Raw genomic sequence first — 25,975 nt, 5'->3', positions numbered from 1 at the left:
GCGTCAGACCCGGCGTCCGGAGCGCGCTACTCTCGGAAGAATTCGTCGCGTTCGAACGGTTCGTCCTCGCCCTCCACCGCGAGTACGTCGAGCGCGGTCACCTCGGCGCCGACGCCGAGCAGGCCGGCGAGGCTCGGCTCGGTGCGGCCCTCGTCGCTCGAAATGAGTTCCTTGATGTAGAGGCCGCCCTCGCCGCGGATCTCGACGGTCGCGTGGCGCGGGTCGTCGAGCTCGGCGGTCGCCTCGTACACGTCGCGCTCGCGCGTGATGCTCGCGCGGCGGTGGTCGACCCGGTTGGGGTGTACTGCTCGACGGTGGCCCCCTCCAGCTGTTCGACCGCCTCGGCGAGGGCGTCGGCGTCGATGTCGGCGTCGAACGTCACCTGCGCGCGGTAGCGCTTCGCGGCGTCGTGCTCCTTCACGCGCTCCACCATGTCGTAGCTCGCGAGGCGGAGCCCCTCGACCTCGACCGCGCCGTCGGCGAACGCGTTGATGTCCGACTGGAGGCGGTCGGTGTCGACCCGGCGCCGGCGCGGCTCCTCGACCTCGATCACGAACGGGCGTCCGGTGCCGAGCATGAGGGCGTCGACGTCCTCGCGGCCCGCGCCGTGGAACGTCGCCTCCGTCCCGTCCATCACGTCCTCGACGACCGGCGCGGTGTACTCCTCGACGCTGTCGTCGTAGAGGTAGCCGGAGCCGCCGCAGTGGTCGCAGGGGTCCGCGCCCTGTCGCCCCGAGCCCTTACACTCGCGGCAGGGCCACTCGGTCTGCGGGATGTCGCGCTCCAGTTTGCGGTACCGGCCGTAGACGAACGTGGAGTTCACCTTCGCGTCGACCTCGTCTTCGGCCAAGTCGATCGTGAACTGGACGTCCGGGCGGTCGAAGGAGACCTCGGTGTCGGTGAGCCGCCCGAACCGCTTGCCGACCTCGCGGTTGAACTCCGACTTGAACGGCTCGCCCGCGTCCTCGTCGAGGCCGGTGTCCGCGCGGAGGAGGGCCTCGTTCTCCTCGATCAGCGGCGGGGGTCGGGTACCGACGTTGTACGTGGCGAACTCGACCCCCTCGACCGCCTCGGCGGCGCGCTCGGCCCACTCGTCGAACTCGGCGCAGCGCCCCTCGCACACCCAGCAGTCCGCGACGTCGACCGGCTCGTGGTCCTCGTCGTCGCGCAGCGCGAGCGACACCCGGAGCGCCGAGCCGCGCTCGGCGTTCGACAGCCCGAAGCTCCGGTCGGCGACGAGTCGGCCGAGACAGGCGTCGCACACCGGTCCGGTCTCGGTCGCGCGCGCCGCGACGTCGAGTACGTCCATACGCCCTCAAACGCGGCGCGTGGTAACTGTCTTACTACTCGGCCGGGGTACCGTCGTCCGGTTGGGCCGCGGGGGAACGCCGCAGTCGGATCGTTCAATGTCGCCCGGGCGGAGGGGATCGTATGGGAACGCCACTCGACTCGCGCGAGGCGCAGGTCGCCGAGGTGTTGGAGCGGCTCTACGAGGAGTACCCCGACTCGACCATCTCGCTCAACTACTCGAACCGGCTGGAGCTGCTGATCGCGGTGATCCTCTCGGCGCAGTGTACGGACGAGCGCGTGAACGCGGTGTGCGCCGACCTGTTCGAGACGTACGAGACGCCCGAAGACTACGCGAACGCGCCCCAAGAGGAGTTGGCGGAGGCGATCAACTCGATCACCTACTACAACAACAAGGCGAAGTACATCCGCTCGGCGTGTGCGGACATCGCCGAGGAGCACGACGGCGAGGTGCCGGACACGATGTCGGAGCTGACGGACTTGGCGGGCGTCGGCCGCAAGACCGCCAACGTCGTACTCCAGCACGGCCACGACGTGGTCGAGGGGATCGTCGTCGACACCCACGTCCAGCGGCTCACGCGCCGGCTCGGGATTACGGAGGAAGAGCGCCCGGAGGCGATCGAGCAGGACCTGTTGGAGATCGTCCCCGAGAGCGACTGGCAGCAGTTCACGCACCTCATGATCGACCACGGCCGCGCGACGTGCACCGCGATCAACCCCGACTGCGCCGACTGCGCGCTCGCCGACGTCTGCCCCTCCGAGAAGGGCGACTCGGAGGTCGACCTCGCGAGCGGCGAGGCGTGGTAGGCGACGCGTGGGAGCCGGAGCGAACCGATAGTGTTCGGGTAGTAGTATATAAAGACCCGGCAGATGCGGGGAACCCGCCGAATTCGTCCCGCCGAGGGGGAACTCGCTTCTCGATTTATACGGGAATCCGGCGTATCCGTAGGTGAGGAGAGACACAATGTCCACCAAAACCACAAACGAGTTCGGCGGAGAGTTCGGCGGCGTCACGCTGTTAGGGAAGGCGCACTCGCTGTCGGCGCTGTTCATCGTCCTGCTCCGGGCGACCATCGGCGGGATGATCCTGTTCGCGGGCCTCGGCAAGGTCTCCGAGTGGCCGTTCGACGCGGCCGGCTACCTCGCGAACATCGGCTCGGCGAGTCCGGTCAGCGGGATCTACGCCGCCATGGCGTCGAACGCGGCGCTGATGGAGATCGTCAACGTCGTCGTCCCGGTCACGCAAGTGCTCATCGGCGTCGCGCTCATCGCCGGCGCGTTCGTCCGTCTCGCCGCACTCGGCGGTGCGATGCAGATGATGCTGTTCTACCTCGGCGGCTGGAGCGGCGAGGCGCTCGCACTGTTCGAGTCGACGCTGATCTACGCGGTCGTGTTCCTCACGGTCGCCGCGTTCGGTGCGGGCCGCGTCCTCGGCCTCGACGCCTACATCGAGCAGATCGAGGTCGGCGGGCAGGCGCTCGTCGAGAAGTTCCCGAAGCTCCGGTACGTCCTCGGCTGAACGGGGACGGTCACCGCTGCGAGGTGGATCGGAGTGACGGCGCGCGACCCGCGCCGCCGACTCGTTTTCGATATCGGCGTCCGGTGCGACCGGACCCGCGTTTCGCGTTCGAGCTATCGACGGATGCGACCGTGACGCGGAGGCTTACTCCTCGGTAATGCGGACCGTCAACACCGGGACCGGTGACTGCCGGACGACCCGCTCTGCGATGGAGCCGATCAGGTAGTGGTCGATCCCCGTTCTGCCGTGTGTCCCCATCACGATGAGGTCGACGTCGGCCGCGTCGGCGTAGTCGAGGAGTTCGGCGTGGGGGACGCCCGACTCGACGTGACGCTCGACCGCGACCTCGCCCGGGATCGCGTCGGCGGCGTCGCCGACGGCCCGCTCGGCGCGTTCGCGCTCGGCGTCCTCCCAGGTCTCGGTTCCCAGCCCCATGTTCGGGCCTTCGAATCGGTTGCGCGTGTCGACGACCGACAGCGCGTGGACCGTCGCGTCGTACTGCCGGGCGAGCGAGCCGACGTGCTCGGCGACCGTCGACATCCCGTCGCTTCCGTCGGTCGGTAGGAGTAGGTGATCGTACATGTGTGGGTGTTGTGTGTCCGCCCGTATCAGATCCCGGCTCCGCCGGCCATCAGGAACAGCGCGAGCGAGATGGCGGCGAAGAGGCCGGCGACGCCCTTCTGGATGGTTCCGGTGTCGAGCGCGTTCGAGACGTACGGAGCGATCTGTCCGCCCGTGACCGTCGCGGGGACCGTGAACACGACCATGTTCCACGGCGTCGAGGCGAGGCTCAGCGAGTGGACTCCGCCGACGCCGAACGCGCCGAGTATCGATCCGCCGAAGACGTGGACGAGCGAGGCGAGGATCGCCGTCGTCGCGACGATGATGTGGTTGGTCCCGATGGCGACTCGGGTGGGGACCCCGGTCCGGAGCTGGGAGATGATCCCGAGTTCGCCGCTCCCGAAGCCGGCCAGCCCCTGGAAGGTCCCGCCGACGCTGTAGTTGGCGAACCGTTCGAGGTATCCCGACCAGGAGTACTCGTACGTGTCGCCCTCGCGGTCGACTCGGGTGACTTCGCCCTCGTCCGTCGCGTTGACGCCCGCGGGACCGAGCTTCTCGTCGTCGTCGGGGAGCTCCGCCGGCGCGCCGCCGTCGGCCGCGACGGCGTCGTCGCTCTCGTCCGGCTCACCGTGGCCGATGTCGGCGTTGAGCATCAGGTAGCCGGCGACGAGCAGCGCCGCGCCGAGCGCCGCGTGGAACAGCGGCTCGGGGATGAAAAAGGACAGCAGCGCCCCGGCGATGACGAACGGGACGCTCCCGACGACGATCGTCAGCGCCAGCCGCCGGTCGACCAGCCCGTACTGGATGAACGCGATCGACGAGGCCGAGAGGCCGAACGACTCGCTGATCAGCCCCACCTTTACGAGCGTCTCCGGCGTGAGCGTCTCCCCCGCCAGCAGCGGGAAGACGAAGATCAGAAACGGTACGAACAGCGCCGAACCGCTGATTCCGACCGTGTTGACAGTCGTCGCCCCGAGCAGGAAGAAGGGGAACAGCCACCAGTACTCCAGCCAGTAGTCCGCCCCGCTACCTCCCCCGGTCGGCGCGGCGAACAGTACCAGCGCCACGAACACCGCCGGCGCCGCGAAGACGAATATGTGCTGATACTTCAGGAACGACTTCTGGAGCCGTTGGGATCGAGTTGCGCTCATCGGTAACAGTGTATCAAGTTATCGCCGTGCGATCGACGGTGAGCGGTTGGATCCCGCCAGTAACCGACGGGCGAGTCGATCTCCGAACGAACCCTCCCGTCCGGTGTGGAGTCCCCGAGAATCCGTCGCGGTGCCGGTTCAATCGTGGGAACACGTGTGACCCGCTTATCAGGAATTCGTATATAAAATATCTCCGTTTCGGAGAATTTATAATCAAAAATACAAATACAGCGGAGAGTCCCAGGCGTTTCTCCCGGGGTCTTCCTTTCCGCGACGCGCGTCAACCCTTGCGGGGGCGTCGGGGCCGGTTCCTGAGTTGCCGGGTACTCGAACGGCCGGTACCCGCCGCTCCGTTTCGGGTTCCAATCCATATAAGACCGCGCGGGCGGAACGGAGGCGTAATGGAACTCGGTTCGCGGGACGCGTTCTCCCGGATGGGGACGCTCGGCATCGAGGAGGAGTTCTACATCGTCGATGCCGACGGCTACCCCACGTCCGGGACCGACGACCTCGTGTACGGCCGCGACCCGCCAGCGGCGGTGCCGGAGGGGTTCGACCATGAGCTGTTCGAGTGTACGATAGAGGCCCAGACCGAGACGATCGAGGACCCGGCGAACGCGGCGGACGCGCTCGCGACGGTCCGCGAGGCGCTCGTCGATCACGCCGCCGCGGACGGGTATCGGATCGCGGCCGCGGGCCTCCACCCGGCGGCGAAGTGGCGCGAGCTCGACCACGTCCAGAAGCCGCGGTATCAGGCGCAGCTGGACCGCATCCAGTACCCCCAACACCGGAACACGACCGCGGGGCTCCACGTCCACGTCGGCGTCGACGACGCGGACAAGGCGGTGTGGGTCGCGAACCGGCTGCGGTGGCACTCCCCGGTGCTGCTCGCCCTGTCCGCGAACTCCCCGTTCTGGAACGGCTTCGACACCGGGCTCGCCTCCGCCCGGGCGAAGGTGTTCGAGAACCTCCCGAACACCGGGATCCCCTCGGCGTTCGACGACTTCGACGCGTTCCGGCGGTACGAGCGCCGGATGGTCGAGACCGACTCCATCGCGGACCGCGGCGAGCTGTGGTTCGACGTGCGCCCCCACACCGGCCACGGCACGGTGGAGGTGCGCGCGCCCGACGCGCAGCGCGACCCCGAGGTCACGCTCGCGCTCGCCGAGTACGTCCGCGCGCTGGTCGTCGACTACGCCGAGCGGTACGCGGACGGCGAGTCGCTCCCGACCCTGCGCCGGGAACTCCTTGACGAGAACAAGTGGCGCGCGATCCGGCACGGCCACGACGCCGCGTTCATCGACCGCGACGGCGAGGGGACGACCGCGCTGGGCGAGGTCGTCGACGCCGAGTGCGACCGGCTCGGAGTCGACGGCATCCGCGAGGTGTACGAGGCCGAGAGCGGCGCCGCGCGTCAGCGCCGGATCCGCGACGAGGAGGGCGCCGACGCGCTGCGTTCGGACCTCCTCGTGAGCCCCTAACCCCGGAATCGAACGCCTCGGGGGCGCTCCCGGAAGTTCCGTCGGAACGAAAGCGACGAGAAACGCTTTTGGCCGCGTAGCCCCCAGTTTCCGGCATGACCACGGACGATTCACCGACCGAGCCGGGAGACGACCCGGAGGAGTCGCCGACGGACCGGACCCGCGAGGAGCTTCGGAAGACGAAAGAGCGGCTCGGCGAGGGCGCCGACAGGGCGGTGAAGGGGTTCGACGACAACGTCGTCGACCTGCTCGCGTGGCTGCTCGACACCGAGACCCGCGCGCGCATCTACGTCTACCTCCGCGATAACCCCCACAGCACGAGCGACGAGGTCGCGGACGGAACGGGCCTGTACCCCAGCACCGTCCGCGAGGCGCTCGCCGAGCTCCACGACGAGGGCACCGTCGAGCGCAGCAAACGGAAGGCGGAGGGCGCGGGCAACAACCCCTACGAGTACGAGGCCATCGCGCCGAGCGAACTGGTCCGCACCGTCGTCGGCGACGTCCAGGCGGAGCTGAACGCCGTCTTCAACCTCGACCGCCGGCTCGGCGGCGAGTCGCCCGACGGCGACACCGAGCCGGTCCAGATCTCCGTTGACGGCGAGAGCGGCGACGGCGAGAGCAGCGACGAGGACACCGACGGCGAGAGCGGCGACGGCGAGGCGTCGGACGGAGATGAAGACGGGAGCGACGAGGACACCGACGGCGACGACGCGGACGACGAGCGGGCGAACTGAGCCGACCGGCACCGACTTCCCCTCGTCCGACCGCGGTTCGGGACGTTTTAAGTTCGACCCGCGCAACGGAGAGGCATGAACGTCGCGCTGGGGGGTACGTTCGATCCCGTTCACGACGGCCACCGCAAGCTGTTCGAACGGGCGTTCGAGCTGGGTGACGTCACGGTCGGGCTCACCTCCGACGATTTGGCGCCGCAGACCCGACACGTCGAGCGGTACGTCCGCCCCTACGACCGGCGCGAGCGCGACTTGGAGGAAGAGTTGGCCCCGCGGGCTGAGGCGCACGGACGCGAGTACGAGATCCGCGAGCTGACGGAGCCGACCGGTATCGCGGTCGAACCGGAGTTCGACGCGCTGATCGTCTCTCCCGAGACGAAGGCTGGCGGCGAGCGGATCAACGAGATCCGCACCGAGCGCGGCCGCGACCCGCTCGACCTGATCGTCGTCGACCACGTTGCCGCCGAGGACGGCGAGCGCATCTCCTCGACGCGGATCGTCGCGGGCGAGATCGACGAACACGGCAACCTCACCCCCGACCGCGAGGGGCGGGGCGCGACGCGACCGGAATGACGGGCGGCGACGCGACGAAGGCGGCGGGCGCGATGGACGGCGACGCGAGCGGAGACGACGCGGCCGAGTCCCGGCGCGCGGCGCTCCGACAGATAGCTCTCGGTGAGTCCGGCTTCGAGCGGGCGACGGTGTGGAGCGCGGTCGGCTTCGCGCTGTCGTACGTCGCCTTCGACGCGACGGCCGCGGTCGGCGTCGGGAGCGCGGAGACCACCGGCGCCCTCGCCGCGGTGACGGCGATCGGCGCGATCGCCTTCGCAGCGACCGGGGGCGGCGTGTTCCCGACGATACTGCTCGCCTACGGACCGTTCGCGGGGACGCTGCTCCGGGGGATCGGACCGGAGCCGTACGTCCTCCCGTTCGCCGCTGGCGCCCCGGCCGCGGCCGCGTTCACCGCTCCGCTTGCCCTCGCCGGCGCGGTCGCGGTCGCGGTGGGCGCCGCGTCGGCGGTCGTCGGCTTCCTCCTCTCCCGGATCGCCGCGTCCCGGTAGCGCCGCGCCGCGATCCGACCTGCCTCAGTCCTCCAGCGTCCCGTTTAGCACCTTCGCGGCGACGAGTATCGGGTCCCACACCGGGCTGAACGGCGGGGCGTACGCGAGGTCCAAGCGCTCGACCTCGGGGACGGTCATGTCCGCCTCGATCGCGGTCGCGAGGGTGTCGATCCGGATCGCCGCGCGGTCGGTGCCGACGATGCTCCCGCCGAGCAGGCGCCCGGTGTCGCGGTCGGCGACGAGCGTCACGTCCGTCTCGGCCGCACCGGGGTAGTAGCCGGAGCGCGAGCCGGCAGTCACCGTCTCGCTGACCGGGTCGAAGCCGGCCGCCTCGGCCTTCACCGGGTCGAGTAGCCCGACGCGGGCGGCCTCGGCGTCGAAGGCCTTCACCGCCGCGGTGCCGGCGATGTCGCCGACCGGCGTCGGGTCGCCGGCGACCGTCGCGCCGATGGCCCGCCCGGCGCGGTTCGCGGTGAGGCCGAGCGGGAGCCAGTCGGGCTCGCCGGTCACCGCGTGGCGCGCGGTCGCGCAGTCGCCCGCGGCGTACACGTCCGGCAGGCTGGTGCGGCCGCGGTCGTCGACGCGGATCGCGTCGCCCGGCCCGAGGTCGACGCCGGTGCCCTCCAGCAGGTCGGTGTTCGGCCGGATCCCGACGCCGACGACCGCCATGTCGACGGGGACGCTCTCGGTCGCCGCGCCGTCGCTCCCGCCCCGACCTCGACCGCCTCGATCCGGTCGTCGCCGACGAGCGCCTCGACCGGTGCGTCCGTGTGAACCGTGACGCCCTCGGCTTCAAGCGCCTCTTCGACGCGGTTCCCAACCGTCTCCCCGAACGGTGAGAGGAGGTGCCCGGACCGGTGGAACACGTGGACGTCCAGTCCGCGCTCGGTCAGCGCCTCTGCGACCTCGACGCCGACGTACCCCCCGCCGACGACCGCGGCGGTCTCGGGGGCCGGCATCGCCGCGTTGCGCTCGACGCGCTCGCGGTCGACCGCGCTCACGTCGGCGCGTTCGGGGTCGTAGGCGTCCGGCTCGGCGACGTACGCGTCGATGGCGGCCGCCGCGTCCATGTTATGTAGCGTGAACGCGCCGTCGACGCCGCGCACGTCGAAGGAGCCGGTGGTCGCGCGGGCGCCGGTCGCGACGAGCAGGTCGTCGTACGCCTGCTCGAAGCGGTCGCCCTCGACCGTCTCGACGGTGACGCGCTTCGCGTCGGGGTCGACGGCGACGACCTCCGACTCGCGTCGGAGGTCGATCCCGCGCTCGTCGACCTCGCTCGGCGACAGCGAGAGGAGGTTCGACATGCGGTCGACGTAACCCGCGATGAAGTAGGGCATCCCGCAGTAGGCGTACGAGATCCACCGGCCCTTCTCGAAGACGACGACCTCTCGGTCGGGCGCCTCGCGCCGGAACTTGCTGGCCGCGCTCAACCCCGCCGCGTCGGCACCGACGACCACGAACGGATCGCTCATGGCTGGACATCGACTGGCCGGGTGAAAAAGTCACGCCGTGGGTGCGGGGCGGGCGCGCGGCCGTCAACCGCGACGGCGACCGGCGTTGACAGTCGACTGCCACCGGCGTTGACAGTCGACCGCGACCGGCTTCGGTCGCGCTCAGTCCTCGTCCGCGAGCCGCGAGAGCGTCTCGCGGGCGTTCGCGACCGCCTTCTCCTTTTTCGCCGGGTACGCCTCCACCTTCGTGCGGACGGTGACCCCCGGGCCGAGCCGGACCTCGTCGCGGAACGCCGCCTGCTTGTCGAGGCGGAGGAACAGCGCGCAGTTGTCGTCGACGCGCTCGTCGAGCTCGTCAAGGACGCGGTCGAGGTCCTCCAGCTCGGAGAGCCGGTCGAGCACGTGTCGCATCTCGTCGGCGCGCTCGACGCGCGCCGAGAGGACGACGATCCGGTCCCCGTGATGGCCCACGTTCTCGACGCGGTCGAGCTCGACGTCCTCGGGTAACAGAGAGTACAGCGCCTGCTCGACGCGTTTCACGTCCTCCGTGGCGTACGAGAACGCGCGGAGGTCGACGTAGTGGAAGGGACTTTCGGCATGCGGTACGGGTGGGGGCGGCGTTACTCCTCGCTCTCGACGGCGTCGAGCGCGTCCTCGGGGACGCCCGTCTCCTGGCCGTCCTCGAAGCTGACCGTGTACGTCGCGTCGCCGAACATCGTCTCCATCACCTGCGTAATCTTCCCCGTCTCGCCGTCGTACTCGCTGTGTTTGTCGTGGAGCACGACCTCGTCTTCCTTCTCGAAGCTCATGGCGTTCCGTTCCGGTGGGACGGTTAAAAGCGCGCGGATCCCGAGCGAGACGCGGAGGTCGAGCCGGCGGAGTCCGTGGGGCGGCGACACTCCCCCATCGCCTCACGTCACCGCGAGCAGCGCCGCGCCGAACGCGACCATCAGCGCGATCCCCACCGCGAGCCAGACGACGGCGCTGTCGACGGCCATCGCGACGCCGACCGCGACGCCGACCGCGACCAGCCCGAAGACCGCGCCCGCGACCCCGCCGCGCTGTACCAGGCGGTCGAGCGCGTTCACCGCGCGCTGTCGGGCCGGCGGCTCCGGCGTGCGCTCCGGGGGCGCGGAGAGCTCCTCGTCGACGGCGACCGCCTCTTCGGGGGTCTCCGGCGACGGGTCGACCCGAACGTCGACGTACGTCGTGTTCGACCCGTAGCCGGTGACGATCTTCAGTTTGCCGCGAACGGCCTCGTCGACGTCGGCCGTCGAGACGTGGACGTGGCGGGTGGCCTCGTCGGCGACGAAGTGGTTGCCCTCGTCGAGCGCGGCCACCCGGTCGAGGTCGTCGTCGAAGTGGAGGTGGACGTGCGTCGAGCGCCCGCTGTTTTCGAGCACGACCGGGAACGGCCCGTCGGTGACGAACGAGTCCGGGGCGTCGATGTCGTGGACCGTCTCCCCGTTCAGTTCGACGTCGAGTGTCGGCACGGGTGAGACCACGACCCCGTACTAAAAAAAGATTCACACGAGCAACGAGTTTCCGGGTCGGTCGGGTCGACGCCGCGGTACGCCCGATCCGGGAGCCTACGCCGCGGCCTCTTCGCGCATGTCCGGCGGCAGGAGGTTCGGGATTCCGTCCTCGATCGGGTACGTCTCGCCGCACTCCGTGCAGGTGAGCGTCCCGGCGAGGACCTCCTCGTCGTCCGCCTCGTCGACGTCGAGTTCGAGGGCCGCCTTGTCGAGCGGACAGCAGATCACGTCCATCAGGGATTCCTTCATACCGCTCGGTTGGGTGGGACCGATAAAAAAGCGTGCGGGTCACGGCCGGTCCGGGGACATCGGCGCGTCGAGGGCGGCCGGAACCGGCCGCCGCGAGCGACCCGGATAACAACCTCTTTGCCGCCGCGCGCCCCCTCTGTGACATGGGCATCCCGGCGGAGCGGATCGAGCGGCTGTTCGTCCTCGCCCGCGAGGCGGTCGTCGACGACGAGTACGACCGCGCCCGCGGGTACGTCGCCCGCGCCCGCCGGATCGCCGAGCGAAACCGCTGCGGGATCCCGTCGGAGCTCTCCCGGCGCGCCTGCGACGACTGCGCCGTCTACCTCCGGCCCGGGAAGACGAGCCGCGTCCGAACGCGACCCGGGCGCGTGGTCGTCCGGTGTCTGGAGTGCGGGGCGACGGCGCGGTACCCCTACGGGGAATAAGCGGAAAGAAGACGCTACGACTACTCTGCGCGCTCGCGCAGCCGTTCGAGCACCGAGACCGTCCCGTCCATGAATCCGTCCTCCACCACCTCGTCGGCGGCCTCGCGGGCGGCGGCGTCCGCGTTGGCGACCGCGTATGACTCGCCGGCGACCTCGAACGTGGAGACGTCGTTCTCGCTGTCGCCGATCGCGACGAACTCGTCGGCCGCGAGGCCGAGCGCGTCGGCGACGACGCGGAGCGCGCGTCCCTTGCTCACGCCCGTCGACTTGACGTGGTAGGCGTAGCCGGTGTCCACGACCTCCACGTCGTCGACGGCGGCGGCGACCTCGCGGAGGAGCGCCTCGTCCGCGTCGGTCGAGAGCGCGACCTCCGTCTCGCGCCAGCGGTTCACGGTGTCGCCGTCGCCCCACCCGATCTCCCCGCCGCGCTCGCGGAACGCCTCGACGACAGCCCAGGCTGCGTCCGGGTCGCCGACGACCGTCGTCTCGCCGTCGGCGTACGCGACGCCGCCGTTCTCCGCGATCACCGTCTCCTCGCGGCCGAGGAAGTGCGCGAGCGCGACCGGGTACGGGAACGCCTTCCCGGTCGCGAAGGCTATCGGGGCGTCCCACTCGGGCAGCAGCTCGAAGACCCGCGGGTCGATCCGGTGGTCCGGCGTCGTGAGGGTGCCATCGATGTCGAGCGCGAGGGGCGGAACCATACCCGCGAGTCGGCGGCTCGGAGACAACTGTCTTCCGTTCGATCGGCTCTGGTACGTCGAGGGAGCGGAGCGACCGGATGGTTGTTTATAAATAGTTCGTGACTTCGCGACGAACGCTGCTAAAGTCCCAGCCGCTTATTTATAAATAGTTGCTGGCAGATCGGCGGCAAACATCTCCAAAGCCCCAGCCGCTCGCTTATAAATAGTTGATTTGGGGTCTGCGATGAACACCGCCAAAGCCCCAGCCGCGAGGCGATACGTGACCAACTGTGGATCGACGGCGAACGCCCCCAAAGCCCCAGCCGTGAGGCGGGCGCACGCTCGCTGCGCTCCTCACTCGGTCGCTAGTGCTCCCTCGTTGCGGTGCTTACGTCGCCTGCGCCCGCCTCACGGCTGCCCCTTTGAGTCCCGCCCCTCCGGAAGACGTTCCTGCTCGCTTCGCTGCGCGGGCTGCGACTTCCGTGCTCCCGCTCGCTTCGCTCGCGGGAACGCACAGCAACAGCACCTCACACCTCCCCAGCCTCGCCGTTCGCTCCGGGCTCCCTTCGGTCGCCCGTCGCTCACGGCATCCCTCGCGCGTGCTCCTCGCGCCCGGTGGGCGCTCGGAGGCACGCGCCACCGCAGTCATTTATAAGTAACCTTCGGTGTCGCCTACACCTTTTAAAAAAACCGTATCGCTGCTGTTGGTCCGGTTGGGTCGCCCCCTTTGGCCGCTATCCGGTCCGGACGCGCCGGTCGAACAGCTCGCGGAAGACGACCGTCGGGAACAGCGGCACGAGCCGGCTCGGGGGGCGCCCCTTGCCGTCGCTCTGATGGACGGTGACGCGTTCGAGCAGGCCGGCGTCGGCCAGCTCGTAGAGCACGCGCCGCACCGTCGACGCCGAGAGGTCGACGCCGGGGCGCTCCGCGATGGCCTCGGTCGCCACGCCGACCGTCGACCGCTCCTCCTCGGAGAGCCCGGCGAGCTCGTAGAGGAGCCGCTGGCGGCTCTCGGGGAGCGCGAGCACCCGCCCCAGCGCCACGCAGGGACGCGGGACGCCGTCGATGCCGGCGTCGACGTCGCCGGAGCGGACCGTCGACGCGCCCGCCCGCTCCGCGTTGACCGCCGCGCCCATCACGGCGGCGAGCGCGTCGTGGGCGTCGCCCGCGGCCCACTCGACGATCTCGCGGATCTGGTCGTGCGAGAGCGCATCGCGGCCGAGCCCGGTCGAGCACCGGCTCGTCAGCAGCTCGACGAGCACGTGCCGGCGGTACTTCGCGAACTCGACGGTGGTCTCCGGCTCCCAGTCGATCGCGTCCGGCGGGTCGCGGCCGATACAGGCCGGCGTGACCCGATCGCCCACGTCGTTCAGCCAGTCGATAAGCGTCGCCGCTGTCGGCGTCTCGGTCTCGTTCGTGTGGTCGGCTGCGACGACGAGCTCGGGGCCCGTGCGCATCGCGTCGCGCAGCGACTCGGCCAGCTCCTCGGTCCCGATCCCGTGGTCCGGGACGGGCTCGTCGCTCATCGCGGCCAACATTGCGTGATACAGTCGGAAGCGGGTCGACGCGTTCCGCGCGTCGACGTAAACGAACCCGGGATCGTCGGCTCGACCGCCCGCGTCGTCGTCTGGATGGCGCGCCGCGGCCCGCTGTGGCTCGCCAGCCGGTCGAACAGCGCGGAGACGACCGCCGACTTCCCGCTCCCCTTCGGGCCGTACACGTAGGCGCTCGGCGGGAGCGACCCGGTGAAGGCGGGCTCGAACACGTCGAGGAGCCGCTCAATCGCCGGGCCACGGCCGATCGGCGACTCGACGTGTCTGACCGGCGAGACGGCTTCGAAGTCAGCGAGGACGCTCATGCCGGCGTCGTAGCCGAGCCGTCTTTCGATCCGGTCGTCGATGTTCACGGCCGACCCTCCGAGATAGTCGAACAAAACTGGCACGAAGCGGAGTCGGTGCGCGGTCGATCGCGGTCGCGAGCGGCGTCGGCGGCAGGGACGTCGAAAGCGTCGGGTGCGACGTGGCGGCCGCGAGCGACGTGGCGTCCGCGAGCGGCGTCGACGCCGACCGAGGGACGGCCGTCGCTCTCGAACCGAGCGCCTCGGCGTCCGCGTGTCCGGTCTGGTCTCATTGGTATTCGGCGGCTTGGTCAGAGGGTGTTTCGCGCGTGGAACCGTCCTCGGCCGCTACGAGGGAGTCGACGCCGCGTCGGCTCCCGCGAGCGGGCTCAGAGGTACCCGGCGTTCGGCAGGATGCCGAGGATGGCGAGAATGCCCACGACGAGCATCATGATCGCGATGGCCATCGCCGGCGGGTCCACGTGGGTCCCGGAGTGCGAGTAGAACATCCGCTGGGTGACTTCGCCGATGAGGCCGCTGAGAGCCCCGAGGACGCCGGCGGCGAGCAGCGCGACGACGGCGCCGCTCGTGCCGACCGACGCGAGCGGCGTCACCGCGCCGATGTCCCCGAACGCGCCGACGCCGAGGACGGCGCCGACGGAGCCGAGCAGGGTGATGTGGTGTGTCACCGGAATCTTCTCGACGCCGAGGTTCAGGAACAGCAGGCTGATCGCCGAGATACCGTAGCCGAGGAAGATGCTCCCCGTCTGTAGGTAGATGTACCCGCCGAGGATACCGCCGACGAGGCCGATAGTCGTGACTCCCGCCCACTTGTACTGGTGAGGGAGCCACGGCTCGGTCGCCGGGCGACCGGCGTGTTCCTCGGGGCCGCCGTCGGCCTGCGGGTGCATGTCGCCGCGCTCGAACGGTGACATGTCGAGGAGGCCGTCGCCCGCCGGCTTGCCGACGATCGGGTAGCCGAAGACGGGGCGGGCGAGGAACGCGGTCGCGAACACGGATACCGCGATGAAGTCGGTCGGCGGCATCATCCCGAGGACGTTGATGAAGAGGCCGTTGGCGATCCGGGTGAACAGCATCCCGATCACGCCGAAGATCGCTCCCACGGCCAGGATGTCCGGCTTCGTGCCGAACGCGTACGTGATGTCCTTCCCGAAGTGGTAGCCGCCGTCGGCGGGGTTCATGTCGGGGTACTTCTTGCCCGCGTACGCCGAGGCGGCCACGCCGCCCGCGAACGCGATGTGCGGGCCGGTGATCGCCCCGAACCCGATGACGCCGGTGATCCCGGCGGCGAGTTCGCCCGCGGGGATGCCCTCGATCGCACCGATCTGTCGCTGAAGGATGCCGATCCCTCGCCGAGGAAGACGACGAACCCGGTGAAGATGAACGCCGGGAGCGCGCCGATCGCGGCCCCGAACGCGCCGCCCGCCAGCGCGGTGATGAGCAGCATGACGAACAGCTTGACCTCGATCCCGAGGACCGGGATCTGGAGCAGCAGTTCGTTCATCTACTCCTCCTCCTCGTCGATCGCCCAGTTCTTCGAGCGCTCGACCGCGTCGTCCCAGCGGCTGTACAGCTTGTCGACCTCGCCCTGCGACTTCTCGGGCGTGAACTCGCGGTCGATCTGCCAGTTGTCGCGCAGCTCGTCGACGTTGTCCCAGTAGCCGACCGCGAGCCCGGCGGCGTACGCCGAGCCGAGCGCGGTCGTCTCGTCGACCTCCGGCCGGGCGATCTCCGTCTGGATGATGTCGGACTGGAGCTGGCAGAGGAAGTTGTTCTTCACCGCGCCGCCGTCGACGCGGAGGCTCGTCGTCTCCACGCCGGAGTCGGCCTCCATGGCCTCGGCGATGTCGCGGGTCTGGTAGGCGATCGACTCGAGCGTCGCCCGGACGATGTGCTCCTTGCTCGTCCCGCGGGTCATCCCGACGATGGTGCCGCGGGCGCGGCCGTCCCAGTGCGGGGCGCCGAGCCCCGTGAACGCCGGGACCATGTAAACGCCGTCGGTCGAGTCGACCGAGCGCGCCAGCTCCGCGGTCTGGGCCGCGTTGTTGATCAGGTCGACGTCCTCGAGCCACTCGATGGCGGCGCCGGTGATGAAGATGGAGCCCTCCAGCGCGTACTGGACGGGCTCGCCGGACATCTGGAACCCGATCGTCGTCAACAGTCCGTGGTCGGACTCGACGGCGTCGGTCCCCGTGTTCATCAGGTAGAACGAGCCGGTGCCGTAGGTGTTCTTCGCGTCGCCCTCGTCGAAGCAGGTCTGGCCGAACAGCGCGGCCTGCTGGTCGCCTAAGGCGCCCGCGACGGGGACTTCCTCGCCGAGGAAGCCGTCGGGGTCGGTGTGCCCGTAGTAGTCCTCGTCGGAGGAGGGGCGTACCTCGGGCACCATCTCCTTCGGCACGTCGAACTCGTCGAGCAGCTCGTCGTCCCACTCTAACTCCCGAATGTTGTACAGCATCGTCCGGGAGGCGTTGGTGACGTCAGTGATGTGGTTCCCCGTCAGGTTGTAGATGAGCCACGAGTCGATGGTGCCCATCACGAGCTCGCCGGCGCGGGCCCGGTCGCGCAGGTCGCCGCCGCGAGAACTCTGCATCTTGAGCGGCTCGGCGTTGTCGAGGATCCACTCCGTCTTGGTGGCGGAGAAGTACGCGTCGGCCTCGAGGCCGGTCTTCTCGCGGATCTCCTCGACTTTGTCCGCCTCCTGAAGCTCCTCGACGCGGTCGGTCGTCCGCCGGTCCTGCCACACGAGGGCGTTGTGGACCGGTCGGCCGGAGTCTTTGTCCCAGACGATCGTCGTCTCGCGCTGGTTGGTGATACCGATGGCGTCGAGCTGGTCGGCTTCGAGGCCCGCGTCAGCGAGGCCGTCGAGGACGACCTGCTGGGTGTTCTCCCAGATCTCCATCGGGTCGTGCTCGACCCAGCCCGGGTTCGGGTAGATCTGTTCGTGCTGTTCGTAGGCGTTCGCGACGACCTGGCCCTCGTGGTCGAACACCATGAATCGAGTTCCGGTCGTCCCCTGGTCTATCGCACCGACGTACTGTGTCATGTTGTGGATCCCTCCTGTGGCGCTGGTCCGCGCGCGGCGGTGGCCGGGTCGCCCTCGCCGTTGAGGGCGATCCCGGCGCCGCGTTCGCTGTCGCGTCGCGCGTCCGCTCGGTCAGACCCGTCCGGAGCCGACCCGAGGCGGCCGCGAGGCGTATCGACGCCGCCGCGACATATCTTCACGGAAGCTACCACGCCGGTCGTGAACATAATGTACTACCATAATAATCTTCCTGTTAAAATCCGGATGGCGGCGGGAGTGAAAAAGTACAGTATATAAACACACCGACGACGAGGACGAGTACGCTACTTGAATGACCCTGATAGTTATGGGTAGGACGCCTCGGGAGGTAAAGTAAAGTGGTCGTGGTCCAAGGGCCTCGCATGGACAGACAAGTGGACGTCGTCGTCGTCGGTGGGGGGTCGACGGGGTGCGGCGTCGTCAGGGACCTGGCGCGACGCGGGCTCGATACGGTCCTCGTCGAGAAGGGGAACCTGACGCACGGCACGACCGGACGGATGCACGGCCTCCTCCACAGCGGGGGCCGCTACGCGGTCTCCGACCGGAAGAGCGCGAAGGAGTGTATCGAGGAGAACATGGTCCTCCGCGACATCGCGACCCACTGCGTCGAAGAGACCGGCGGGCTGTTCGTCAAGCGACCGGAGGACGACGAGGAGTACTTCCAGGAGAAGCTGGAGGGGTGTAAGGCGTGCGACATCCCGGTCGAGGTGATCGACGGGGAGGAGGCGCGGCGCCGCGAGCCGTACCTCGCGCGCGACGTCGAGAAGGCGATCGCCTTACCGGACGGCGCGGTCGACCCCTTCCGCCTCTGCGTCTCCAACGCCGCCGACGCCCGCGAGCACGGCGCGCGGGTCGAGACCCACGCCCCGGTGACCGACGTGCTCGTCGAGGACGGCGAGGTCGTCGGCGTCGAGATCGAACACGAGACCGGACCGGGCAAGCGCGTCCACCGCGAGCCGGGGACGACCGAGGAGATCCGCGCGCGCCACGTCGTCAACGCGACCGGCGCGTGGGCGGGCAACGTCGGGGAGATGGCCGGCGTCGACGTGGAGGTCCGCCCCTCGAAGGGCGTGATGACGGTGATGAACACCCGGCAGGTCGACACCGTGATCAACCGGTGCCGGCCGAAGGGCGACGCCGACATCATCGTCCCCCACGAGACCGCCTGTATCCTCGGCACGACTGACGAGGAGGTCGACGACCCCGAGGACTACCCCGAGGAGGACTGGGAGGTCGACCTGATGATCGAGACGCTCTCCGAGCTCGTGCCCGCGCTCGAAGACGCCCGGACGCTCCGCTCCTTCTGGGGCGTCCGCCCGCTGTACGAGCCCCCGGGAACGGGCACGGAGGACCCGACGGACATCACGCGCGACTACTTCCTCCTCGACCACGGCGACCGCGACGACCTCCCGGGGATGACGACCATCGTCGGCGGGAAGCTCACCACCTACCGGATGATGGCCGAGTCCATCTCCGACCACGTCTGCGAGACGCTCGACTACGAGGCGACCTGTGACACCGCCGACGCGCCGCTGCCGGGCTCGGAGAGCGAGGCGCGCATGGCGGAGCTGATGGACGAGTTCGGCCTCCGCTCGCCGGTCGCGCGGCGGTCGGGCCAGCGGCTCGGCTCCCGGGCCGACGACGTGCTCGACGAGTACGACCCGAACCCGATCGTCTGCAACTGCGAGAGCGTGACGCGCGCGGAGGTCCAGGACGCGATCGGCGACGCCGGCTCCGACCTCAACGCAGTCCGCCTGCGCACCCGCGCCTCGATGGGGAACTGCCAGGGCGGCTTCTGTACGCACCGGATCGCCGCGGAGCTCGCCGAGGAGTACCCCGAGCCCGTCGTCCGCGACGCCGAGGACGAGCTGTACCAGGAGCGCTGGAAGGGCCAGCGCCACGCGCTGTGGGGCGAGCAGCTCTCGCAGGCGATGCTGAACCACATGCTCCACGCGACGACGATGAACCGCGACGGCGACCCCGCGAACCTCGACGGCGAGGTCGACTTCGGCGCGTTCGACGCGGGCGCCGACGATGGTGCGGCCGACGCCGACGGGGCCGGATCGGCCGGAACTGCGGCGACCGACGGCGGCCGCGCAAACGACGACGCGGCCGCCGATGGTGACCGCGCAAACGACGACGCGGCCACAGACGGGGGTCGCTGATGGCGATAACCAGCGACGTCCTCGTGGTCGGCGGCGGCCTCGCGGCGGTCACGGCTGCGGTGTCGGCGGCCCGCGAGGGCGCGGACGTGCGGCTCGTCTCCCACAAGGCCAGCACCTTGCGGCAGGCGTCCGGGCTGATCGACGCGCTCGGCTACGTCCCGGCGACCGAGCCCGCGAAGCCGCTGCGCGACGGGCCGCCGACCGCCGGCCGCGAGCTCGACCCCGACGAGTGGCCCGATCCGGAAGGACCGCTCGCGGACCCGTACGAGGCGATCGACCGGCTCCCCGAGAGCCACCCCTACCGGGTCGTCGGGGCGGACGCGCTCCGCGAGGGGCTCGACCTGTTCGACGACCTCGCGGGCGACGCCTACCGCGGGGGCCACACCGACAGCAACGCCCTCGTGCCGACGTTCGGCGGGGCGGTGAAGCCGACGGCGCGGTACCCCGCGGCCGCGGAGGCCGGACTCGCGAGCGACGACCGACCGATGCTCGTCGTCGGGTTCCGGTCGCTGACGGAGTACGACGCGCGCGCCTTCGCCGGCCGGCTGGAGGCCGCGGGCGTCCCGTTCGACGTCGCGGGCGCCGAGGTGGAGTTCGCGGAGGCGTTCCGGGCCGACGCGAAGATCACTCGGCTCGCGAAGGCGCTCGACCACGACGAGGAGATCGACGGCGTCCCCGCCCGCGAGGCGCTCGCGAAGGCGGTCTCGCCGCACCTTCACGATGTCGTCGACGGGGACGGCGGCGTCGACCGCGTCGAGCGCGTCGGCTTCCCGGCGTTCCTCGGCGACGACCGGGGCGAGGAGGTCCGCGCGGAGCTCGCCGACCGGCTCGGGGCCGACGTGTTCGAGGTCCCGATGGGACCGCCGAGCCTCCCGGGCCTCCGCTTAGAGGACCGGTTGTTCGACGCGCTCGACGCCGAGGGCGTCCGGTTCGAGACCGGAAACCCCGTGGTCGGCGTCGAGTCCGCGAGCGACGGTCGGGTCGAGGCAGTCGCGGTCGACCGGAAGGGTCGGACGGCGCCGTACGGCGCGGACGCGTTCGTGCTGGCGACCGGCGGCCTCGTCGGGAAGGGGCTCGACTCGGACCGCGAGGGGGTCCGCGAGCCGGTCTTCGACCTCCACGTCGAGCAGCCCGACGACCGGTACGAGTGGTTCGTCGACGACGCGTTCGGCGACCAGCCGTACGCGCGGTTCGGCGTCCGGCCCGACGAGCGGTGTCGGCCGACTGACGCCGACGGGGCGGTAGAGTACGAGAACGTGTTCGCGGCCGGCGGGGTCGTCGGCGGCGCGGACGCGGCGCGGGAGAAGTCCGCGAGCGGGGTGTCGCTCGCGACCGGCCTCGTGGCCGGGCGGCAGGCGGCGACGGAGGCGAACCAATGACACGACACACCGAGGACGACGGCGACGCGGGAGATTCGAACGGGACGAGCGAACCGAACGGCGGGCGCGAGCGCGGCGGCTGCGGGGACTGCGGCTGCGGTGAGCCGACTCCGGGCGTCCCGGAGGCCGGCCGCGACGAGCAGCCGTCGATATTCGTCCCCGACGAGGGGGAGGTGCCCGATTCCGAGGCGGCGAGCGCCGGCGACGTCGACCGCGCCGCCGACCGCGCGGCCACCGACGGCGGCGTCGAGAGCGCGTCGAGCGGGACCGATAGCGCGACCGGGGGGACCGACTCGACCGAACTCGACCCGGACGCGTACGACCCGGTCGACGTGTTCCCGGGCGGCGACCTCGACCTCCGGGAGGGGGCCGACTCCTGTTACAAGTGCACGAGCTGTGACACCTCCTGTCCGGTGGCGGAGGTCGACGACGAGTTCCCGGGGCCGAAGTTCCAGGGCCCGGAGCAGTGGCGGCTCAAGCGGAAGGACGACCACGACATCGACGAGTCGATCACCTCCTGTTCGAACTGTATGCGCTGTGACGACGCCTGCCCCTCCTCCGTGCCGCTCTCGCAGATGCACAACGAGGCGCGCGGGCAGTTCGTCGAGCGGCAGATGGAGAAGCTCTCCGTCGAGTACATTCGGAACCGGATCTTAGCCAACTACCGCACGTCGGCGAGCCTCGCGAGCAAGTTCCCGCGGACGGCGTCGTTCGCGATGAACTTCGGCCCCGCGCGGTGGGCGATGGAGAAGGTGATGGGGATCCCGAAGGAGCGCGACTTCCCCGAGTTCGCCACGGAGACGTTCCGCGAGTGGTGGAAGGCGCGCGGCGGCGCGCAGGTGGAGAACCCCGACAAGCGCGTGGCGTACTTCCACGGCTGCTACTCCAACTACAACACCCCCGAGGTCGGGAAAGCGATGGTCCGCGTCTACGAGCACTTCGGCTACGAGGTCATGGTGCCGCCCCAGAAGTGTTCGGGCACGCCGATGTTCGCGAACGGGATGCTGAAGGACGCCCGGCGTCACGCCGAGACCAACGTCGAGAACCTCGTCGAGGCCATCGGGGAGGGCGCCGACGTGATCGCCTCCTGTACCTCCTGTTCGATGTCGCTCCGGCAGGAGTACCCCGAGCTGTTCGACCTCCACGGGATCGAGGACGTCGCGGAACACACCTTCGAGGCGTTAGAGTACCTCCGGATCCACGAGGACTTAGAGGGCGAGCTCGACGCGGCCGGCGGGCTCGACGACGAGCGCGCGTTCGCGTACCACGCGCCGTGTCACGCGCGCAATCAGGGACTCTCTCGGCAGGCGGTCGAGACGTTCCGCGACGTCGACGGCGTGAACATGGAGGACGTCGGCGACTCCTGTTCGGGCATTTCCGGCACGTACGGCTGGAAGGAAGAGAAGTACGAGAAGTCGATGGAGATCGGCGCGGAGATGTTCGAGCACATGGAGGACGCCGAGGGCGAGGTCGGCATGACGGAGTGTCCGACCTGCGCGATGCAGATGGAACACGGCACCGGCTACGAGATCGAACACCCCCTCCAGCTGCTGGAGGACACGCTCGGCGCGTAGGCGGCACCGGTCCGTTGCCGGTGTCGTCGGACATGGTTCCGCCGGAGCCGCGGGCGCGCCCCGCGGCCGTGGTGTACCCGGTAGCCGGCGTTGGTCGTTCTCAGCGCCGATAACCGAGCGGGAATTCTTATCAACTGAACTCGCTGACTCCGGAGCACGTGACTCTCGAACAGTTTCTCGATCGCTTCGACGGACCCGAGCGCTCCGTGGTCATCGTCAACCGGACCGACCCGGACCCCGTCTTGAACATGCTCGTGGACACGTTCGGCGACGACGCAGTACGGGTGGTGGACGGTCGGGTGACCGACGCCTCAGGCGACCGACGCCTGACCGATGGGGCCGGAACAACAGGTCTCACCGCCCGAGAACTGGCGACGACCGGCGTGGTCGACGGGGAGGGAGAGCCGGTCCCGGCGCTCGACGTCGACGTGCTCCGGCGCCACGACGACGTCCCGTTCGACGGCGACGACCCCGACGAGATCGAGAACCTCGTCCTGCTCATGGAGGGCGACGAGGTGGTGGCCGGCTCGACGCTCGGGGAGCTCGGCGACGCGGTGCTGTTCGTCAACTCGGACCTGTACATCACCGGGAGCCGGTCGCTCGCCGACGTCGACCTCCCGTCGGTGATAAGCGGCCTCGACGACGCGACGTTCACCCTCCGCGGGTACCCCGAGTCGAACCGACAGAAGCTGCTCCTCATCACCATCTCGCGGTTCATCGAGCGGGCGGCGTGGACCGCCGGCGACGGCACCCTGCGCTCGTCATTCCAACGACTCTCGCGCATCGACGACGAGGTCGGCACGCGCGAGGTGTACGAGCGCGTCTCCGAGACCGGGGTCGACACGCACCTCTACGGCGTCCCGGACGAGCTCCCGGCGGATCTCGACGCGGTGATCCACGCCGGCGACGACCCCGACTTCACCGACAGCTGGTTCGTGGTGTACCGCCCCCCGGAGGGACCCCACCCTGCCGAGAGTGACCCGGAAAGCGACCTCGTTCGAGGCGTCGAAGGGGGCGTCGGCCTCCTCGCGGTCGAGACCGAGCCGCGCGTCTGGCGCGGCCTGTGGACGTTCGACGCGGACCGCGTCTCGCGGGTGAACCGGTACATCGAGCGGAACCTGTAGGCTCGTCGGGGATTTCCTCCCGGCGCTCGCCGTCCGTATCCAACCCGTGCGTTCATATTCTCGGAGCGGTGACGGGCGGCCATGTTCACGGAGCGGTCCGCGCTCGTCGACGACGCGCGCCCGATGCGCGGGTACGGCGTGGCGGTGACACCCGGCCGCGACGGGCCGCTCGTCTTCGTCGCCGGCTACGGCGAGCCGAACCGACTGTACGCCCGGGAGGGCGACCGCTTCTCGGACACCGCCTGTGGCATCGTCGCCGACGGGACGCGCCACGGGATGGGGGTGTGCGCGGCCGACCTCGACGCCGACGGCTGCGAGGAGGTGTACGTCCACAACTGCGCGCGCGGCGTCGACGGCGGCGACCCTGACCTCCTCTTGAGCCGCTTAGAGGCGGATCGGTACCGCTGGACCGACGTGTTCGCCCGCGAGGTGAACGCCGACCGCCTTGACGTCCGCGCGGGCCGGTCGGTCGCCGCGCTCGACCGGCTGGGGACCGGCCGGTACGGCGTCGCCGTCTCGGGGTACACCGCGCCGCTCGCGTTCTACGAGCTCGGCGACGACGGCGAGGTGACCGACATGGCCGAGGCGGTCGGCCTGGAGGTCGAGGGGGGTTGCCGGTCGCTGCTCGCGGTCCCGTACCGCTCCCGCGAGGGCGACCTGTTCGCGGGCGTCGAGGGGGGACCGAACCGGTTGTTCAGCAACCGCGACGGCCACTACGACCGCACGGACGGGGGGCCCGACCTCTCGGATCCCGGCGGCGACACGCGCGGCGCCGCGCTCGTCGACGAGGGCGGGACGTTCGCGCTCGCTGTCGGCAACGAGTCGGCGCCGAGCCGCCTCCTCCGCTGTTCGCCGGACGGCGGCTACGAGGACGTGGCCCCCGACCCGCTCCGCGACGTCGGGGCGGTCCGGACCGTCGTCGCCGCGGACTTCGATAACGACGGGCGAGAGGAACTCTTCTTCAACGTCTGCGGCGCCGAGAACCGGCTGTTCGAGCGCGTCGATCGGCCCGGAGAGCCGCCGGCGTGGGAGTCGGCGGACCTCGGCGCGGCCGCGGAGCCGGACGGGTTCGGCACCGGCGCGGTCGCGGCCGACCTCGACGGCGACGGCGCCGTAGAGTTCCTCGTCGTCCACGGCGAGGTCGCCGCGCAGCCGGTGACGGCGTACGGGGACCCGGACGCGCCGGACGCCGGGTGGCTTCGCGTGCGTCCGACGACGCGCCACGGCGCGCCGGCGCGCGGCGCCGTCGTCACCTTGGAGACCGCGGACGGGGTCCAGCGGCGGACGATCGACGCGGGCGGCGGCTGCCTCTGTCAGACCGAGCCGGTCGCGCACTTCGGGCTCGGGGGTGCGGAGCCGCTGCGCGTGGACGTGCGCTGGCCCGACGGCCGCGAGCGGACCGTCGTCGGCCCGAGCGCCGACCGGGAACTGACCGTCAAGCACCCGTCGCGGAAGGCGACCGACCGCGACGCGCGGACGCAGCGGTAGCGGCCGAGACGCACCGGGAGCGGGGGCTCCGGGGCGGTGACCGTCACCGGGCGAGGGGCCCCGAGTCGGCGGCGACCGCCGCGGCCAGAACTGCCGCCCTTCGCGGGTTCAAGTGTCCCCGGGCGTACGGGGAGGTATGGTGGATCCGACCTCGGAACTCGAGGAGGACGTCGACGAGGAGTCCGCACCGAGCTGCGCTGCGTGCGGCGAGCCGGCGCTGGGGACCGGACATCGAACGGTCACGTGGGTCGACGGCGACGACGCCGTCCACCGACACTTCTGTTCCGAGTCGTGCCGCGAGGACTGGGACGACGAGCGGCCGGCGGCGACCGAGTAGTCGGACGCGGCGCGCGAGCTCGACGCCCGACAATCCGATTCGACGCGACCACGGCGACGGCGGGAGGCTTTTTGCCCGCGGGGGTGGTACCGTTCGGTATGATATCGCTCGACGAGGCCGTGACGGCCCGACTGGAGTCACACGGGGAGCGCTTCGAGGTCCTGATCGACCCCGACGCCGCGCTCGCCATCAAGCGCGGGGAGTTCGAGGGGGACCTCGAGGAGGTCATCGCCGCCGAGGACGTCTTCGAGAACGCCTCACGGGGCGATCGCCCCGCGGAAGAGGACTTGGAGACCGTCTTCGGCACCACGGACGCGCTCGAAATCATTCCGGAGGTCGTCGATCGCGGGGAGATACAGATCACCGCCGAGCAGCGCGCGGAGATGCAAGAGCGGAAGCACAACCAGCTCGTGACCACCATCACGCGCAACGCCGTGAACCCGCAGATGGACGACTCGCCGCACCCGCCCGAGCGGATCGAGCGCGCCTTGGAGGAGGCCGGGTTCCAGATCGACCCGATGGAGCCGGTGGAAAACCAGGTCGACGACGCGCTCGACGCGCTCCGCCCCGTGATCCCGATCCGGTTCGAGGAGGTGACGATGGCGGTTCAGCTCCCGGCCGACTACGCGGGGTCCGGGCAGGCACAGATCCGCGAGTTCGGCGACCTCGAACGCGAGGAGTGGCAGAACGACGGCTCGTGGGTCGGTGTGTTAACGTTCCCGGCCGGGCTCCAGAACGACCTCTACGACCTCGTCAACGAGATCACGTCCGGGGAGGGGGACGCCCGCGTGATCAAGGACAAAGACGAGCTCCGGACCCGGTAACGCCGTCCGATCG

Annotated in this window: 22 protein-coding genes and 5 pseudogenes; 14 read left to right on the top strand and 13 right to left on the bottom strand. The window is 70.1% G+C overall.

The features are described from left to right. Window positions 1–26 precede the first annotated feature (26 nt). Window positions 27–1,309, bottom strand: a pseudogene (locus tag J7656_RS10790) (tRNA pseudouridine(54/55) synthase Pus10). A gap of 122 nt (window positions 1,310–1,431) precedes the next feature. Between J7656_RS10790 and nth the strand changes: the two are divergent. Together nth and J7656_RS10780 are read left to right on the top strand one after the other, a co-directional pair. Continuing rightward, window positions 1,432–2,115: an endonuclease III gene (gene nth / locus J7656_RS10785; RefSeq protein ID WP_017342871.1), complete on the top strand. Its 684-nt coding sequence runs from the start codon at window positions 1,432–1,434 to the stop codon at window positions 2,113–2,115. A gap of 157 nt (window positions 2,116–2,272) precedes the next feature. Continuing rightward, window positions 2,273–2,827 carry a DoxX family protein gene (locus J7656_RS10780; RefSeq protein WP_211553271.1) on the top strand — a complete coding sequence of 185 codons (555 nt, stop codon included), beginning with the start codon at window positions 2,273–2,275 and terminating at the stop codon, window positions 2,825–2,827. A 144-nt stretch (window positions 2,828–2,971) separates the two neighbouring features. Here J7656_RS10780 and J7656_RS10775 read toward each other — a convergent pair whose 3' ends face one another. Continuing rightward, a complete protein-coding gene (locus J7656_RS10775; RefSeq protein WP_017342873.1) occupies window positions 2,972–3,409 on the bottom strand; it encodes a universal stress protein in 438 nt (145 codons plus the stop codon). Window positions 3,410–3,435: 26 nt separating this feature from the next. Further along, complete coding sequence (locus J7656_RS10770; RefSeq protein ID WP_017342874.1) at window positions 3,436–4,539, bottom strand: sulfite exporter TauE/SafE family protein; 1,104 nt, start codon at window positions 4,537–4,539, stop codon at window positions 3,436–3,438. Between the two features lie 401 nt (window positions 4,540–4,940). Here J7656_RS10770 and J7656_RS10765 point away from each other — a divergent pair, with 401 nt between their 5' ends. The 4 genes from J7656_RS10765 (at window position 4,941) to J7656_RS10750 (ending at window position 7,812) form a co-directional block, all read left to right on the top strand. Then, window positions 4,941–6,020: a glutamate--cysteine ligase gene (locus tag J7656_RS10765; protein ID WP_017342875.1), complete on the top strand. Its 1,080-nt coding sequence runs from the start codon at window positions 4,941–4,943 to the stop codon at window positions 6,018–6,020. Between the two features lie 95 nt (window positions 6,021–6,115). Further along, on the top strand, window positions 6,116–6,754 hold the full coding sequence (locus J7656_RS10760) for a winged helix-turn-helix domain-containing protein (protein WP_211553270.1): 639 nt from the start codon (window positions 6,116–6,118) through the stop codon (window positions 6,752–6,754). 75 nt (window positions 6,755–6,829) lie between these two features. Beyond that, entirely contained in the window at window positions 6,830–7,324 is a 495-nt protein-coding gene (locus tag J7656_RS10755) for a phosphopantetheine adenylyltransferase (protein ID WP_017342877.1), read from the top strand. Between the two features lie 32 nt (window positions 7,325–7,356). Further along, entirely contained in the window at window positions 7,357–7,812 is a 456-nt protein-coding gene (locus tag J7656_RS10750; RefSeq protein WP_026046189.1) for a hypothetical protein, read from the top strand. 24 nt (window positions 7,813–7,836) lie between these two features. Here the strand turns inward: J7656_RS10750 and J7656_RS10745 are convergent. From J7656_RS10745 to J7656_RS10725, 5 genes and pseudogenes are all read right to left on the bottom strand, one after another. Beyond that, window positions 7,837–9,284: pseudogene (locus J7656_RS10745) on the bottom strand (FAD-dependent oxidoreductase). Window positions 9,285–9,425: 141 nt separating this feature from the next. Next, window positions 9,426–9,851, bottom strand: a pseudogene (locus J7656_RS10740) (RNA-binding protein); the annotation flags it as partial. Window positions 9,852–9,883: 32 nt separating this feature from the next. Beyond that, window positions 9,884–10,072 carry a hypothetical protein gene (locus J7656_RS10735; protein WP_017342881.1) on the bottom strand — a complete coding sequence of 63 codons (189 nt, stop codon included), beginning with the start codon at window positions 10,070–10,072 and terminating at the stop codon, window positions 9,884–9,886. Between the two features lie 102 nt (window positions 10,073–10,174). Continuing rightward, window positions 10,175–10,756, bottom strand: coding sequence for a DUF7524 family protein (locus tag J7656_RS10730; RefSeq protein ID WP_017342882.1), 582 nt, complete (start codon window positions 10,754–10,756; stop codon window positions 10,175–10,177). A gap of 96 nt (window positions 10,757–10,852) precedes the next feature. Further along, on the bottom strand, window positions 10,853–11,047 hold the full coding sequence (locus tag J7656_RS10725) for a methytransferase partner Trm112 (protein WP_017342883.1): 195 nt from the start codon (window positions 11,045–11,047) through the stop codon (window positions 10,853–10,855). Between the two features lie 143 nt (window positions 11,048–11,190). Between J7656_RS10725 and J7656_RS10720 the strand changes: the two genes are divergently transcribed. After that, on the top strand, window positions 11,191–11,472 hold the full coding sequence (locus J7656_RS10720) for a ribonuclease P protein component 4 (protein ID WP_017342884.1): 282 nt from the start codon (window positions 11,191–11,193) through the stop codon (window positions 11,470–11,472). A gap of 20 nt (window positions 11,473–11,492) precedes the next feature. Here the strand turns inward: J7656_RS10720 and J7656_RS10715 are convergent, their stop codons facing one another. The 5 genes and pseudogenes from J7656_RS10715 to glpK form a co-directional block, all read right to left on the bottom strand. Continuing rightward, complete coding sequence (locus J7656_RS10715) at window positions 11,493–12,173, bottom strand: phosphoglycolate phosphatase (RefSeq protein WP_017342885.1); 681 nt, start codon at window positions 12,171–12,173, stop codon at window positions 11,493–11,495. A gap of 135 nt (window positions 12,174–12,308) precedes the next feature. After that, entirely contained in the window at window positions 12,309–12,440 is a 132-nt protein-coding gene (locus J7656_RS15100) for a hypothetical protein (protein ID WP_256364742.1), read from the bottom strand. 446 nt (window positions 12,441–12,886) lie between these two features. Further along, window positions 12,887–14,058 (bottom strand): annotated as a pseudogene (locus J7656_RS10710) (Cdc6/Cdc18 family protein). Between the two features lie 320 nt (window positions 14,059–14,378). Beyond that, window positions 14,379–15,514 (bottom strand): annotated as a pseudogene (locus J7656_RS10705) (DUF7973 family transport facilitator). Further along, window positions 15,515–17,053: a glycerol kinase GlpK gene (gene glpK, locus J7656_RS10700; RefSeq protein ID WP_044965504.1), complete on the bottom strand. Its 1,539-nt coding sequence runs from the start codon at window positions 17,051–17,053 to the stop codon at window positions 15,515–15,517. It lies immediately after the preceding pseudogene. Window positions 17,054–17,433: 380 nt separating this feature from the next. On the opposite strand from glpK, the gene glpA reads away from it, so the two are divergent. From glpA to J7656_RS10665, 7 genes are all read left to right on the top strand, one after another. Then, window positions 17,434–19,236: an anaerobic glycerol-3-phosphate dehydrogenase subunit GlpA gene (gene glpA / locus J7656_RS10695; RefSeq protein ID WP_017342889.1), complete on the top strand. Its 1,803-nt coding sequence runs from the start codon at window positions 17,434–17,436 to the stop codon at window positions 19,234–19,236. Then, window positions 19,236–20,615, top strand: coding sequence for a glycerol-3-phosphate dehydrogenase subunit GlpB (glpB, locus tag J7656_RS10690; RefSeq protein ID WP_017342890.1), 1,380 nt, complete (start codon window positions 19,236–19,238; stop codon window positions 20,613–20,615). Before glpA ends, glpB begins: the two co-directional genes overlap by 1 nt. Further along, complete coding sequence (locus J7656_RS10685; protein ID WP_017342891.1) at window positions 20,612–22,189, top strand: anaerobic glycerol-3-phosphate dehydrogenase subunit C; 1,578 nt, start codon at window positions 20,612–20,614, stop codon at window positions 22,187–22,189. The genes glpB and J7656_RS10685 overlap by 4 nt, the downstream gene beginning before the upstream one ends. Window positions 22,190–22,347: 158 nt before the next feature. Then, window positions 22,348–23,313, top strand: coding sequence for a hypothetical protein (locus J7656_RS10680; RefSeq protein WP_017342892.1), 966 nt, complete (start codon window positions 22,348–22,350; stop codon window positions 23,311–23,313). 81 nt (window positions 23,314–23,394) lie between these two features. Next, window positions 23,395–24,801: an ASPIC/UnbV domain-containing protein gene (locus J7656_RS10675; RefSeq protein ID WP_017342893.1), complete on the top strand. Its 1,407-nt coding sequence runs from the start codon at window positions 23,395–23,397 to the stop codon at window positions 24,799–24,801. 136 nt (window positions 24,802–24,937) lie between these two features. Continuing rightward, a complete protein-coding gene (locus J7656_RS10670) occupies window positions 24,938–25,138 on the top strand; it encodes a DUF7576 family protein (protein ID WP_017342894.1) in 201 nt (66 codons plus the stop codon). A 98-nt stretch (window positions 25,139–25,236) separates the two neighbouring features. After that, a complete protein-coding gene (locus tag J7656_RS10665) occupies window positions 25,237–25,962 on the top strand; it encodes a ribosome assembly factor SBDS (RefSeq protein ID WP_017342895.1) in 726 nt (241 codons plus the stop codon). Window positions 25,963–25,975 lie beyond the last annotated feature (13 nt).

Source organism: Halorubrum ruber, assembly GCF_018228765.1.
Taxonomy (GTDB): domain Archaea; phylum Halobacteriota; class Halobacteria; order Halobacteriales; family Haloferacaceae; genus Halorubrum; species Halorubrum ruber.
Note: the sequence above shows the minus strand (reverse complement) of the source record. Positions and strands in the feature narration are given on the sequence as shown.